Below are 14128 nucleotides of genomic sequence, written 5' to 3'. Positions count from 1 at the left end.
CCACCGGCTTCGCCGGCGGTGCCCCTCCCCCCGCTTTGCGGAGGGAGGATCTTTTATTTGGCGCGGGGGAGGCGCAGGGTCGTTAACAGGCCGCCCAGGTCTTCGCTTTCGCCCAGCGTCACCGCGCCGCCATAGAGTTCGGCCACGTCGCGCACGATGGCGAGCCCCAGGCCCGTGCCGGGCTTGCCGGTATCGAGCCGGGCGCCACGGTCGAAAATCCGCTCCCGCTCCACCTCGGGAATGCCCATGCCGTCGTCTTCCACCCAGATATCGCAAAAGCGCGGATCGGTGGGCACGGCGTCGATGGTGATGAACACCGATCCGCCGCCATACTTGGCCGCGTTCTCGATGAGATTGCCCAGGATTTCATCAAGATCCTGCCGCTCGATCGCCACGCCCGCCTCGCGGTTGCCATCAAGGTCAAAGCGCACATCGGCATAGAGCCGGGTGACGGCACGCACCACGGCATCGGCGCTTTCCCATACCGTGGCCCGCGACAGGCCAGTGGCGCGGCGGCCGACGGCGCGGGCGCGGGCGAGGTGGTGATCAACCTGGCGGCGCATCACCGCCGCCTCCCGGATCACCGTATCGGACAGATCGGGCGCGTGGGCAGTCGCCGCGTTCATCACCACGGTCAGTGGCGTTTTCAGCGCATGGGCGAGATTGCCGGCATGGGTGCGCGCTTCTTCCGCCTGCTTTTCCGAATGGGCCAGCAGCAGGTTGATTTCCTCGACCAGCGGCTGGACTTCCAGGGGCAGCGGCTCGTTCACGCGCGATGCACCGCCTTCGCGCATGGCCGCAATCGCGCGGCGCACGCGGCGCAACGGGCCCAGGCCATAATAGGTTTGCAGGCCGGCCATGATGAACAGGCCCATGCCCAAGACCAGGAATGACCAGACCAGGATCGCACGGATACGGGTGATCTGCGCATCAAGTTCGCCACGGCTGGCCGCCACGGAAAACTGCCACAGCGTGTTGCTGCCCGGCAGGATGACCGAACGCTCGATCATCCGCAGCCGCTCGTTATCGCCAAACTGGTTGGAATCGTAGATGTGCGGCGCCGTGTCGACGTGATCGGCGCGCAGCTTCAGCGTACGATCCCACAGCGAGCGGGAGGGGAAATCGTCATGCCCCTGCCCCGAAATCTGCCAGTAGAGGCCGCTGTTGGGTTCGAGAAAGCGCTGGTCGCCCAGGGTGCGGTTGAAGAACACCTCCCCATCTGGGCCGATTTCGGCCGAAGCGACCATGGCGGTGAGCATGTAGTTGAGCTGGTCATCGAAATTGCGGGTGACCAGTCCGGTCAGCGTGCGATCAAGCGCCAGGCCGCCGCCCAGCAACAGCACCGTGACCCAGGCAAACGCGATCAGCAGCATACGCCGCGACAGCGAGCCGGTGTGCTGGCGCCCGCCTGCCGTGGCAGCGGCGGCTTCGGCGCGGTGGCGCCCGAAGCCCAGCCGCAGCAGGAGGCGGGCCAGCCGGTTCACGCCGCAGCCCTTATCCGCGCACGGCCGCCGGATCGTCGAGGCTGTAGCCCAGGCCCCGGATCGTGGTGATCACATCGGCGCCCAGCTTCTTGCGAATGCGCGTGACGAACACTTCGATCGTATTGGAATCGCGATCGAAATCCTGATCATAGATGTGTTCGATCAATTCCGTGCGGCTGACCACCTTGCCCTTGTGGTGAAGCAGATAGGACAGCAGCTTGTATTCCTGCGCCGTCAGCTTGACCGGCTCACCCTGCAGGGTGACGCGGCCCGAGCGGGTATCGAGGCGCACATCGCCGGCGATCAGTTCGGACGAGGAATTGCCCGAGGCGCGGCGGATCAGCGCGCGCAGGCGGGCGATGAGTTCTTCGGTCTGAAACGGCTTGGCGAGATAATCGTCAGCGCCAGCATCTAGGCCGGCAACCTTGTCGGACCAGCTGTCACGCGCAGTGAGCACGAGGACGGGGAACTTGCGGCCTTCCTTGCGCCACATGCCCAGCACGGTGAGCCCGTCGATTTCGGGCAGGCCCAGATCGAGGATCACCGCGTCATAGTCTTCGGTCGAACCAAGGAAGTGGCCGTCTTCCCCATCGGTCGACAGGTCCACGGCATAGCCGTTCTGCTCGAGCGTGGACTTGAGCTGCCGCCCCAGGGTCGGTTCGTCCTCGACGATCAGGATACGCATGGCAATTGGCCCCTTCTGGCGCCGGCTGCCCGGATGGACGGGCGGCGCGAACGTGCTGGAATGGTGGTTAGATGACGCCAGGAACCTGAACGGTCAAGAAACGGTTCCCGCGTGGCGCATCATGCCGTGTAACCGGCGGGGGATATCAGCGCGATTCGCCCATGACCTGGCCCGTTCGGCCATCAACATCGACGAACACCACCCGGCCTTCACGAATGAATTTCAAGCGATAGGCCCGCGCTTGGGGATCGTATTCAGGCCCGAGATACTGCGCGCCGCGCATCATCGGCAGCACGCGCGCCTCGATCTCGCGCAGCGAGCGCACATGGCCGGCTGCCAGATCCTGGCGGGCACGGTCCTGTTCGTTGCGAATCTGGGCGTTGGCCGCCGGTGCGGCGGCAGCCAGGGCCAGCACGCTGGCAGCAGCAAGGAGAAGGCGGCGGAGCATCGTCATGCCTTGTGCATGCAACAATCCTATTGAACAAGTTGTGAATAGCACCGTTTCGCCATGTTCAGGTGGACCTGTGGCCAGCCCGCCGCTAAGCGCAGGGGCTTATGGCAGCACCAATCCTGAGCTGGGAAGGGCTGGGCCTGCATCAAGGCACCGGCTGGCTTTTCCAGGACCTCGACATCCAAATCGCCCCGCGTGACCGTCTCGCCCTGATCGGGCGCAACGGCGCGGGCAAGAGCACCCTGCTCAAACTGATCGCCGGCACGATCGATGCCGACAAAGGCAAGCGTTCGGTCCAGCCCGGCGCGCGCGTGGTGACGCTGGAGCAGGACCCGTTCTTCAAGGGCTTTGCCACCTTGCGCGATTTCGCGCTGCACGGGCCCGATGCGCCCGAACCGCACGAGGTGGAAGCGATCGCAGACCAGTTGGGCATCGACCTGGCGCGTGAGGCGCAGAACGCCTCGGGCGGGGAACGGCGCCGGGCGGCGCTGGCCCGCGCTCTGGCGCAAGATCCCGATGTATTGCTGCTCGACGAGCCGACCAACCACCTCGACCTGGCGGCGATCGAATGGCTGGAAGACTGGCTGCAACGCTTCAACGGCGCGTTCGTGGTGATCAGCCACGACCGTACCTTCCTGACGCGGCTGACGCGCGCCACGCTGTGGCTCGACCGGGGCAGCCTGCGCCGCAAGGAAGTGGGCTTTGGCGGCTATGAAGCGTGGATGGAGCAGGTCCACGCCGAAGAGGCGCGCGCGGCCGACAAGCTCGATGCCAAGCTCAAGATCGAGGAGCACTGGCTGCATCGCGGCGTGACCGCGCGGCGCAAGCGCAACATGGGCCGGCTGGAAAAGCTGCACGAAATGCGCGCCGAACGCGCCGCGATGACCGGGCCGCAGGGCGCGGCCAAGCTGGCCATCGCCAGCGACGACAGCAAGACCAAGTCGGTGATCGTAGCCGATCACGTAACCAAGCGCTTTGGCGATCGCACGATCATCAAGGACTTTTCGCTGCGCATCCAGCGCGGCGACCGCATCGGCCTGGTCGGCTCCAACGGCGCGGGCAAAACCACGCTGCTGAAAATTCTGACTGGCGAACTGGCGCCCGACGAAGGCAGCGTCACGCTGGCCCAGACGCTGACCGGGGTAGTGATCGACCAGCAGCGCAGCCTGATGGCGCCCGAAAAGCGTGTGCGCGATGTGCTGGCCGAAGGCGGTGACTGGATCGACGTACGCGGTGTGCGCAAGCATATCCACGGCTATCTCAAGGACTTCCTGTTCGATCCGGGCCTGGTCGAAGCGCGCGTGGGCACGCTTTCGGGCGGCGAACGCTCGCGCCTGCTGCTGGCGCGCGAGTTTGCGCGGTTCTCCAACCTGTTGGTGCTGGACGAACCGACCAACGACCTCGACCTGGAAACGCTCGACCTGTTGCAGGAAGTGATCGGCGATTACGAGGGCACCGTGCTGATCGTCAGCCACGACCGTGACTTTCTCGATCGCACGGTCAACATCACCCTGGGCATGGATGGCTCGGGCAAGGTCGATATCGTGGTGGGCGGCTACGCCGATTGGGAGCGCCAGCGCAAGGCGCGCTTGGCCGCCCAGCCCAAGGTGGGCGCGAGCAAGGTGGCCGAGGCGGCCCCTCCCCCGCCGCCACCGGCACCGCGCAAGGCCAAGCTGACCTACAAGGATCAGCGCGACTACGAAATGCTGCCAAAGCGCATCGAGGAACTCGATGCGGCGATCGCGCGCGATGAAGCCGCGCTGGCCGATCCGGCGCTCTACACCCGCGATCCCAAGCGCTTTGCCGCGCTGAGCGAGGCCGTGGCCAAGGCGCGGGGGGAAAAGGAAGCGGCCGAGGAACGCTGGCTCGAACTGGCCGAACAGGTCGAAGGGGCCTGAACGTTCTGGCAACGGGAGCCGGGCGGCCACAAGGCCACCCGGCTCCCGTGTTGATCAGGCGCTGCGCAAACGCTCCGCAATGCGCTCGTCGATCCGCGCTTCGAGCATCGAGAGCGGCATCGAGCCTTCCTTGAGCACGGCGTGGAACCAGGGCAGACTGAACTTGTCGCCCAGCGCCGCCTGCGCCTTCTTGCGATTGGCGACCCACGCGGTGTGGCCGATCTTGTAGCTGCAGGCCTGGCCGATCATCGTGCAATAACGCTCGATCTCGCGCTGGCTGCGCGCCTGGGTAAAGCCGGTTTTTTCCACCATATAGGCCGTCGCCTTTTCCCGGCTCCAGCGATAGTGGTGGATGCCGGTGTCAACCACCAGGCGCACCGCGCGGAACAGGAACGATTGGAGATAGCCGGCGCGCTCGATGCCGTTATAGCCACCCAGTTCGTCACCCAGCTGCTCGGCATAGAGCGCCCAGCCCTCGCCATAGGCAGAGATGAAGTAATCGCGCAAAATCCACGGCAGCTCACCGCCACCCTGGGCATAGCCACCCTGGAGATGGTGCCCGGGAATGCCTTCGTGATAGGTGAGCGAGGGCAGCGTGTACTTGGGCCAGTCGTTCACCGACTTGAGATTGATCCAATAGATCGCCGGGCGTGACCCGTCGAGCGGAGCGCTGTTGTAATAGCCGTTGGGCGCACCATCCTGGATATCGGTGGGCACGGCGCGGATCACCAGCGGATCGTTGGGGATGTCGGCAAAGGCGCGCGGCAGCTTTTCGCGCATCGCGGCCACGCTCTTGTTGAGCCCCGCGATCAGATCGGTGCGGCCCTGCGCGGTATCGGGATAGAGCTGGTCGCTGGCGCGGTTGAGCGCCGAAAGCCGCTCGCCCACGGTGCCGGTGGTGTGCCCGGCCGCCTTGAGCACGGTATCGAGCTGGCCGGTGATATCGGCCACCTGCTCCAGGCCCATCTTGTGCACCTGCTCGGGGCTGAGCGTGGTGGTGGTGGCACTGGCGAGCGCGGCGGCGTAGATGTCATCGCCACGCTTGAGGCGCCACACGCCATCGCCGGGCGCCGACTTGCCACGCAGGCGGCGGTGCAGCGCGATCTGGCGATCGAGCGCGGGATAGACCTTGTCCTTGACGATCGCCGTGGCGCGGCCCTGCCAATCGCCGGCCAGGCCCTTTTCACGGGCGCGCCGCACCAGCGAGGTGACCAGCCCGCTTTCGCCAGCCGGCACGCCGCGCAGCTTGCCCATCTGGCCCAGCGCCAGATCGATCGCCCAGGCCGGGGGAATGCGGCCCAAGCCGGCTTGGCGCGCCACTTCGGCGGTCTGATCATCGAGCACGACCGGGAACGCGGCCAGGCGATCGAGATAGGCCTCGGCATCGTCGAGCTTTTCGATCGGATGCTGGTTATCGAGGAAATCAGGCACGGAGAAATAGGCGCCGCGCTGCTGATCGATAGTGAACGGCGTTTGCGGATCATCGATATCAAAGGCAGCGCCGCTCAACTGGTCACCCAGGCGATGCAGGACGATGGCACGATTGCGCTTGTTGGCAGCGCTCAATCCGGCCGGATCGAACCCGGCGACCGCAGCGCGGGCATCGCGATAAAACGCCAGGCTGGCTTCGCGGCCGCCCTGCCCGGCGCTGTCGAGCCGGTGGCGCAGCATGGCGCGCACGCCGGTATCGAGGCCAAGACCGGTCGCGCGTTCCGGCTCGATCAGCAGGCTGGACCAGAAAATGCGATCGAGCAGGGAAACAAATGCTGCGTCGCCAGTATCTTGGGCAAATGCCAAGCCCGGCATGCCAGCCAGCAGGCCACCCGCCATGGTGCCGCCAGCCAGCGAAAGGAAGGCGCGTCGTTCCAAACCGTGCATCATCTAAAGGGTCGCTCCCTGGCTTTTTGTTTCAAGTTAGACGAGGTGCCACGGCCACCGTGCAGCGACAATCAAAATGATACGGCGATCGACCAAATCACGATATGAATCGACCAACGCCGGTTCTCGTGATCAATTGTGCAAGGATGCTTGCCCTGCCGTCCAAATTACGGGTAAGAAAGCATAACACCTCACGCCTGTAGATGTGGACCATCCCCGATGATCAACAGAATTCGCGAAATTCGCAGGCAAAAGGGGCTTACGCTGGCCGACGTTGCCGCGCGCTGTAATCCCGCCACTACGGCGCAAACGATCGGCCGCCTGGAAACCGGCACCCGATCGCTTTCACTCAAGTGGATGAACCGGATCGGTGCCGCCCTGGGCATCGATCCCGAACTGCTCGTGCGCGCGGGAGACGACGCGCAGGCGCATGTCGTGGCGCGCCTCACCCCGGTGGGCGCCGAACCGGTGCCAACCCCGATCCTGGCGCAATTGCCCGACACGCTGCTGGGGCGCGAGGGGCTGATGGCGCTCTCTGTGGAAGCCAGCGCGGGTGATTGGCGTGCGGGTGACCAGGTATGGCTGCGCCGGCTCGACGCCGCCGAGATCGGCCGTGGTCTCAACCGCGATGTGCTTGCGCCGCGGCCCGGCGGGCGCTTTGCCTTTGGCCGGATGATCGACCATCGCGATGGCCGCGTGGCGTTGCTGCCGCCCGGGCCCGGCCAACGGCAACTGGTGATCGATCGCCCGGCGTGGATTGCCGTGGCCGAAGTTCTGGTTCGCCCACTCTGACGCCAAACCGCCGCAATATCCGGCTCTCCAGGCCCTTTGTGTCCATTCCGGTACGCTTGCCCTCGCACACGCAGCATTTTCGCGCTACGCCCTGAGCCATGACGTTGCGCCTGCTCAGCTTGTCCACGCTCTATCCTGCCTCGCTTCGGCCCGGTTTTGGCCGGTTCGTGGCGCGGCAAATGGAAGCGCTGGCCGCGCGGCCCGATTGGGACGTGACGGTGATCAATCCGATCGGCCTGCCCCCCCTGCCCGGCGCACTGATGCCGCGTATCTATCGCCCGTTGTTGGAAATTCCGCCGATGGAACGGCGCAGCGGCGTGCCGGTGCATCATCCGCGGTTTCGCCTGCTGCCGGGTCTTTCCGGCCGCCTGAACCCGGCGCTGATCGTGCGTGCGGTGCTGCCGCTGGCGCGGCGGCTTCATGCCGAGCAGCCGTTCGACATGGTGGACGCGCAGTTCTTCTATCCCGATGGCCCCGCCGCCGCGCGGATCGCTGATGCGCTGGGCCTGCCCTATGCCATCAAGGCGCGCGGATCAGACATTCACGTATGGGGACATCGGCCAGAGGCGCTGCGCCAGATGACCGCCGCGGCCCAGGGCGCCGGGGCGCTGCTCAGCGTGTCACAGGCGCTGGCTGACGACATGGCCGATCTGGGCCTGCCCGAACGCGCCATCACCGTGCACTATACCGGGCTTGATCATGGCCGTTTCCACCCCCGCCCCCGCGCCGCGTCGCGCGCAATCCTGGCCGAACGCTTTCACATTCCCGCCGATGGCCCGCTGGTCGCCTGCGTCGGCGCGCTGATCGCGATCAAGGGCCAGGCCCTGGCGATCAAGGCCCTGGCCGAACCGGGCATGGAAGGAGTGAGCCTGGCCCTGGCCGGCACCGGCCCCGACGAGGCGGCGCTGCGCGCGCTGGCCCGCCAGCTGGACGTGGCGCATCGCGTGCATTTCATGGGCGCACTGGGCCACGATTTCATGCCGGTGCTGATGGCCGGCGCCAGCGCGATGGTGCTGCCGTCCGAACGCGAAGGCCTGGCCAACGTGTGGATCGAGGCGCTGGCCTGCGGCACGCCGCTGGTAATTCCGGATATCGGCGGCGCGCGCGAAGTGCTGATGGCGCCGGCCGCCGGGCGCATTGCCGCCCGCGAGCCTGCCGCGATTGCCCGCGCGCTGGCGGCCCTCATTTCCCAGCCCAGCGCACCCGAAGCGGTTGCAGCCTGCGCCGCGCGGTTCAGTTGGGAAAACAACGCCGCGATGCTGGCTGATGTTTACGGCAAGGTCGTTGCGGGCGGCTGACCGATCTGTAGTGCCTGGTTTCCACCACCCCCCAACCCCCTCCTCTAAAGAGGATGGGGAGTAGATACAAAAAAGCCCCCTCCTCTTCAGAGGAGGGGGTTGGGGGTGGTGCGAAACCTTACATTAAATCGCCAAAAATCAGGCGCCTTCGCGCGCGAGGCGCTCCTGCTTTTCCAGCGCGGTTTCGGTAGGCACGAAGCTCTTGGGATTGACCTTGAGCCAGATCAGGATGGGCGCAGCCATGTAGATCGAGCTGTAGGTACCCACGAAAATGCCCAGGGTGATGGCGGCGGTAAAGCCGAAGATCACTTCCGGCCCAAACGCGAGCAGCGCCACCAGCGTGATCAGCATCGACAGCGACGTGACGATGGTGCGTGCCAGCGTTTCGTTGACCGACAGATCGAGCAGTTCGGGCAGCGGCATCTTACGATACTTCTTGAGGTTTTCGCGCACGCGATCGTAGACCACGATCGTATCGTTGAGCGAATAGCCAATCAGCGTGAGCAGTGCCGCCACGATGTTGAGGTCGAACTCCATCTGGGTCAGCGCGAACATGCCAAGCGTGAGCGTGACGTCGTGCACCAGGCTGAACAGGGCGCCGACGCCGAACTGCCATTCGAAGCGGATCCAGATATAGGCGGCCACAGCCAGCGCGGCGAGGCCAAGCGCCTTGAACGCGTCCCATTTGAGTTCGCCGGACACCTTGCCGGAAACCGAATCGATGCCGTCGATCCGCGCATCGGTGTGGTGGCTCTTGATATCGGCCGTGATGGTGCGCGCCATCTTGTCAGACTGCGCGGCATCATGCTCCGAACCCTCGGGCAGCTTCATGCGGATCGAGATTTCGTTGGGCTTGCCATAGCGCTGGATGATCGGCTCACCATAGCCGAGCTTGGCCACTTCACTGCGCAGGTCGGCCACCGGCGCCTCGGCGCTGCGCTCGAACGTCACGCGGATCATCTGACCGCCGACGAAATCGACGCCCAGATTCAGGCCCTTGGTGAACACCAGGCCAAGCGAGGCGGCCATGAGCAGCAGGCTGCCCAGGTAGAACGGCACGCGCCACTTGAGGAAGTGGATGTTGGTGTTGTCGGGAACGAGCTTCAAAAGTTTCATGGGTTATCGCTCCCCTGTCACAGCTTGAGATCGGCAGGGCGGGCGCGGCGCAGCCATTGCGCCACCCACATGCGGGTGAGCCACATCGAGGTATAGACCGAGGTGGCAATGCCGATCATCAGCACCACGGCAAAGCCCTTGACCGGGCCGGAGCCAAAGCTGGCCATCAGCACGGCCGCAATCACGTTGGTGACGTTGGCATCGAAGATGGCGCGGCTGGCTTCCTTGTAGCCGGTTTCGACCGCCGCCACGACGCGGCGGCCGCGATGGCGTTCTTCGCGGATACGCTCGTTGATCAAGACGTTGGCGTCGACCGCGGCGCCGATGGTGAGCACGAAGCCGGCAATGCCTGGCAGCGTCAGCGTGGCTCCGATCGTGGCCATGACCCCCAGGATCATCAGCATGTTCATGACCAGCGCAAGGCAGGCATAGACGCCGAAGCGGCCATAGGTGGCGATGATGAATACCACCAGGGCCAGCGTGCCGACCGCCATGGCGATCACGCCCTTGCGGATCGAATCGGCACCCAGGTCAGGACCGACAGTGCGCTCTTCCACGACCTTGAGATCGACCGGCAGGGCGCCAGAACGCAGCGAGATTGCCAGCTGGCCCGCGCTTTCAGCGGTGAAGTGGCCGGAAATCTGCGCGCTGCCGCCCAGGATCGGTTCGTTGATGTTGGGCGCCGACAGCACCTTGCCATCGAGAATGATGGCAAAGGGCTTGCCCACGTTCTGCGTGGTCAACTTGGCGAACTTGGCGCCGCCTTCGGTGTTGAACGTGATATTCACCACCGGTTCGTTGGTCTGCGGATTGTTGCCCGCCTGCGCATTGGTCAGTTCGTCGCCGCGAATGCCGCCCAGGCGCTTGACCGCGATCGGCACGCCCTGCTTGGGATCGGCAAAGGGCAGGATCTGGCTGCCGGCTGGGGCAATGCCGCGCGCCAGGTCAGACGGCAGCGCGCTTTGATCAACCAGCTTGAATTCGAGCTTGGCGGTCTGGCCCAGCAGGCTCTTGAGCTGCTGCGGGTCTTGCAGGCCCGGCACCTGCACCACGATGCGCTGCGCACCCTGGCGCAGGATCGTCGGTTCCTTGGTACCCAGGCCGTCGATGCGCTTGCGCACCACTTCCACGGCGGTGTCCATCGCCTGGCTCACGGCCTGGTCGATGCCTTCCTGCGTGGGGGTGAGGACGAAGCGGTTGCCGTCCACCACCTGGATGTTCCAGTCGCGCTGGCCGGTCAGGCCCGCGCCCGACGTCAACGGCAGGATCGCCTCGCGCACGGCGTCCACCTTGGTGACATCGTCAACCAGGAAGGTCAGGCTGCCGTTGTTGTTGCTGATGTCGCTGATGCGGATGGTGGCATCGGTCGTCTTCAGCTTGTTGCGGACGGATTCCTCCATGCCTTCCAGCCGCTGCTCGCGCACTTGCGATGGATCGGCCTCGAGCAGGATGTGGCTGCCACCGGCCAGGTCCAGGCCCAGGTTGATCGTGGGCGAAGGCAGGGCCGAGGGCCAGGCAAGGCCGGAGACCGTAAACAGCGAAGGCAATGATGCCAGGGCGACCAGAATGGTCACCCCCCATAGCATCAGTACCTTCCAGCGCGGAAAATCGAGCATGATCGGGCTTTCAGAAATCTATCGGGCCAGAAATCTATGTGGTCGGACCAACGAGATCGGCCAGGGTCCGGTAACGGTCAGTCGTTGGCGGGCTTGTCGCCGGGCTGCACGATCTCACCCAGGGTGGAGCGCACGGCCTTGACGCGCACGCCCGGGGCCAGTTCCAGATCGACATAGGCATCGTCGATCCGCACGATCTTGCCGAGCAGGCCGCCGGCGGTGATCACGGAATCGCCCTTCTGCAAGGCGGCCAGGCGCTGCTGGTGTTCCTTCTGGCGCTTCATCTGCGGACGCAAGATGAGGAAATAGAAGATCACGGCCATGGCCACCAGCGGCAGGAACTGGAGGTAGGCGGGCGGCGAAGCCGCATTGGCGGCGGCGGCGGAGAGAAGGCTGAGCATGACAGAACCGTTCGTGGGATCGGAGACAAGGGTTTACAACCCCCGGCGGGGCACGTGTGGCCGCACCTTCCCCCGATTGTTGCAATTGGCCGCGGCTGCTAGCAGTTTGGGAAAGGCAAGGCAATGAAGCGCCATCGGCGCGCCTTTCGCACCCTGATCGCCGTGCCCTGCGCGCATCACAATCCACAGGCATTTCCCGGCCGGCGCAAAAAGATGCCGTGCAAGGGGCTTGCCATCCCGAAACGTTCCGCTTAGAGGCGCCCCACCGGTCGGGACGTAGCGCAGCCTGGTAGCGCATCACACTGGGGGTGTGGGGGTCGGAGGTTCGAATCCTCTCGTCCCGACCAATAAATCAATGGCTTAGTCGATATTTTACCCCTCTGGGGGAACCCCGAAATGGCGCTGGTGGTGCTGTGGTGGTGCAAATCGACCGTTGAAAAAATCTGACCAGCTCTTTTTTGTGCCCTCATCGAGGGTGTCATGACGCGTCCTGCTGAGTCGCATCGTCATTGATTGCGACACCACCGCCGACCGATTAAGATGCATTGCGATGCATTTGAAAGGCGAGCGAATTGGCCAGCGCGACGCAGGGCGACTATCTGAAATATGAACGAGCGGCAGTCGCCTTTGCTCGTTTCTGCCACCGCCCCCCTGCCGATACCCCAGAAGTCCTCATCGGAACCAAGGCGCAGGCCGCGTGGTTCGATGCCGCGCGCAGCTCAGCCACAAGCGCCCGTAAGCGCGTCGGCCTTTACGTCCTGTCCGCATTCTTGGTTGCGCTTTCCCTATGGATTGCGCTCCGCCCCTTCCCCGCGATTGTGGCGATGCTGCCCGCCCTGCCCGGTGGCTGGTTGATCGGCAGCACCATGCGGCGCGGCTCCAGAACCGATGAGCCCAGACTCGAAAGTCTGATTGAGGAGGCAACGCCCGAGGAACGCGATCGCATCCTGAACCTTGAGGAGTTTTGCAACCGGGCCGCCAGCGGCAAATTCGGCGTGGTCGAACGCTTCCCTGACGGTTCGACTCGCGAATTGATCGATGAAAGGCTGAAGTGCTTCGCCGCCGATGGGGGCAAATTGTTGATCTTGTCCGTCAATCCTGCGGACTGGCTGTTGATCAGACGCAGGCCCGTTCCGCGCGGCGAGATCCTTATCCATATACGCGGTTCAGTCGCCTCAACCGAGTTGACCTCCAAAACGCTCATCGACCTTGACGACGCCGAGCGCTTCGAGGCCCAGCTTCAATGGTTGCTTGGCCATGCTAACAGGAATCGCCATGACGCGGCTGGCACGGTGCTCGCCCTCATTGTGGCGTTCCGTCGTCCCGAATTCGCAGGCAAGACCTTTGAAACCAAAAAGGAAATCATCGGAAAAGAGGGCTACAGCTGGAGCATGATGGAAAAGGTCCATTCGGGAAATTATCCGTCTTTCCAAAGGTTTCTGCGCACTTTGCCCCTGAATGAAATTCCGTGAATGGGGAACTGAATGTCCCCCAATGCTCGCATCGGGCACGTCCTGCATTCCGACGAATGAAAGGACACCCCCATGCTCCCCAATCGCGACCACCTGTTGACCGTCACGGACGTGCTCAACCTCACGGGCTTTAAATCCCGAACCACTCTCTATCGCCGCGCGCGCAGCGGTAGCTTCCCCTGCCCTTGCCATATCGGCGCGGGGAAGATCCGGTGGCGTTCGGGTGATGTCGAGGATTGGCTGAACAGCCTCCAGACGCGCCGCTACTGATCCCCAGGCGCGACGGACCCCAGCCCAGGTGGGCCAGTCGTACAACGGCTGCTCCCGACACCATTGCCCCTTCAATCGTGATTTCACGAAAGGATGACCCATGCCTGTTTTTCGCAAGGCCGTGGACCGGCTTTCTGACCTTCTGCGTCGTGACGACACAGTCACCTATCGCACCCGCATCGATGCCCGCGAGGCCGCCTATTTGAGCCCGATGCTCGACAGGATCACCGCCGATGACGAGGACGGCGAAGCCCTTCGTTTCTTCCTCATCCGGTCGATGCGGGGGGAACGACCTCCCATCGACATCTACCGGGGCGACACGTCCACCTGCCGGATCGACGGGCCGTGGCACGATGTGGACCGCCATTCGCTACCCCTCGGCGCTCTGATCCTCACGCCCGGTGTCACAGCCCATCTCGACCCGTTCGAGGCCAAGGCTTTGCGCCGCAGGATGGAGGAGGCCATAGAGACCGCGATCCAGGCCTGGGCCCGCGAGCAAGACCTCTATTCCCTCCCACGGGCGACCATAGCCATCGACAGGGACGTGGCCGATCCCGCCGCCAAAATCATGATCAAGGCATGGGTCGAGGAGCAGAATGCCTTGGCCAATGGGCTCAATCCGCAGCCAGTTCGGCCTCGCGATTGCCACCTCAGCGACATCCTTTCGCCGCCCTGTGTCCTGTGCGGAAGGAGGCTGGCCCATGCTTGATCGGAAGCTCCAAACGGCAGGCCCAAGGGGCTGCGATGCTACGCATCGAGCCAACAAT

At 64.4% G+C, this 14128-nt stretch carries 13 protein-coding genes and 1 tRNA gene; 7 read left to right on the top strand and 7 right to left on the bottom strand.

Annotation, left to right across the window (positions count from 1 at the left end):
* Positions 1-53: 53 nt before the first annotated feature.
* From IP65_RS04415 to IP65_RS04405, 3 genes are all read right to left on the bottom strand, one after another.
* Positions 54-1373, bottom strand: a complete 1320-nt coding sequence (locus tag IP65_RS04415; RefSeq protein ID WP_028657787.1) for a sensor histidine kinase — start codon at positions 1371-1373, stop codon at positions 54-56.
* A 121-nt stretch (positions 1374-1494) separates the two neighbouring features.
* Positions 1495-2169, bottom strand: coding sequence for a response regulator transcription factor (locus tag IP65_RS04410; protein ID WP_022676009.1), 675 nt, complete (start codon positions 2167-2169; stop codon positions 1495-1497).
* A 145-nt stretch (positions 2170-2314) separates the two neighbouring features.
* Positions 2315-2617: a hypothetical protein gene (locus IP65_RS04405; protein ID WP_369801227.1), complete on the bottom strand. Its 303-nt coding sequence runs from the start codon at positions 2615-2617 to the stop codon at positions 2315-2317.
* A gap of 107 nt (positions 2618-2724) precedes the next feature.
* On the opposite strand from IP65_RS04405, the gene IP65_RS04400 reads away from it, so the two are divergent.
* Positions 2725-4518, top strand: coding sequence for an ABC-F family ATP-binding cassette domain-containing protein (locus IP65_RS04400; protein ID WP_022676007.1), 1794 nt, complete (start codon positions 2725-2727; stop codon positions 4516-4518).
* 54 nt (positions 4519-4572) lie between these two features.
* Here IP65_RS04400 and IP65_RS04395 read toward each other — a convergent pair whose 3' ends face one another.
* On the bottom strand, positions 4573-6399 hold the full coding sequence (locus IP65_RS04395; protein ID WP_022676006.1) for a DUF885 family protein: 1827 nt from the start codon (positions 6397-6399) through the stop codon (positions 4573-4575).
* Between the two features lie 216 nt (positions 6400-6615).
* Between IP65_RS04395 and IP65_RS04390 the strand changes: the two genes are divergently transcribed.
* Both IP65_RS04390 and IP65_RS04385 read left to right on the top strand, forming a co-directional pair.
* Positions 6616-7188, top strand: coding sequence for a helix-turn-helix domain-containing protein (locus tag IP65_RS04390; RefSeq protein WP_022676005.1), 573 nt, complete (start codon positions 6616-6618; stop codon positions 7186-7188).
* 104 nt (positions 7189-7292) lie between these two features.
* On the top strand, positions 7293-8486 hold the full coding sequence (locus IP65_RS04385) for a glycosyltransferase (protein WP_054131227.1): 1194 nt from the start codon (positions 7293-7295) through the stop codon (positions 8484-8486).
* A 138-nt stretch (positions 8487-8624) separates the two neighbouring features.
* Here IP65_RS04385 and secF read toward each other — a convergent pair whose 3' ends face one another.
* The 3 genes from secF to yajC all read right to left on the bottom strand — a co-directional run bounded on the left by secF (position 8625) and on the right by yajC (position 11619).
* The gene (gene secF, locus IP65_RS04380) at positions 8625-9602 is read right to left on the bottom strand and encodes a protein translocase subunit SecF (protein WP_022675249.1); all 978 of its coding nucleotides are present in this window, start codon (positions 9600-9602) and stop codon (positions 8625-8627) included.
* Positions 9603-9619: 17 nt separating this feature from the next.
* Entirely contained in the window at positions 9620-11218 is a 1599-nt protein-coding gene (secD, locus tag IP65_RS04375; protein ID WP_022675250.1) for a protein translocase subunit SecD, read from the bottom strand.
* 77 nt (positions 11219-11295) lie between these two features.
* The gene (yajC, locus tag IP65_RS04370; RefSeq protein ID WP_022675251.1) at positions 11296-11619 is read right to left on the bottom strand and encodes a preprotein translocase subunit YajC; all 324 of its coding nucleotides are present in this window, start codon (positions 11617-11619) and stop codon (positions 11296-11298) included.
* Positions 11620-11889: 270 nt separating this feature from the next.
* Between yajC and IP65_RS04365 the strand changes: the two genes are divergently transcribed.
* The 4 genes from IP65_RS04365 (at position 11890) to IP65_RS04350 (ending at position 14070) form a co-directional block, all read left to right on the top strand.
* A tRNA-Pro gene (locus IP65_RS04365) sits at positions 11890-11966 on the top strand.
* Positions 11967-12191: 225 nt separating this feature from the next.
* Positions 12192-13091, top strand: a complete 900-nt coding sequence (locus IP65_RS04360; RefSeq protein ID WP_054130972.1) for a hypothetical protein — start codon at positions 12192-12194, stop codon at positions 13089-13091.
* Between the two features lie 72 nt (positions 13092-13163).
* Entirely contained in the window at positions 13164-13361 is a 198-nt protein-coding gene (locus tag IP65_RS04355) for an AlpA family transcriptional regulator (RefSeq protein ID WP_054130971.1), read from the top strand.
* 100 nt (positions 13362-13461) lie between these two features.
* A complete protein-coding gene (locus IP65_RS04350) occupies positions 13462-14070 on the top strand; it encodes a hypothetical protein (protein WP_054130970.1) in 609 nt (202 codons plus the stop codon).
* Positions 14071-14128 lie beyond the last annotated feature (58 nt).

Origin of the sequence: Novosphingobium sp. AAP1 (assembly GCF_001295765.1) — a bacterium.
Lineage (GTDB): Bacteria > Pseudomonadota > Alphaproteobacteria > Sphingomonadales > Sphingomonadaceae > Novosphingobium > Novosphingobium capsulatum.
Note: the sequence above shows the minus strand (reverse complement) of the source record. Positions and strands in the feature narration are given on the sequence as shown.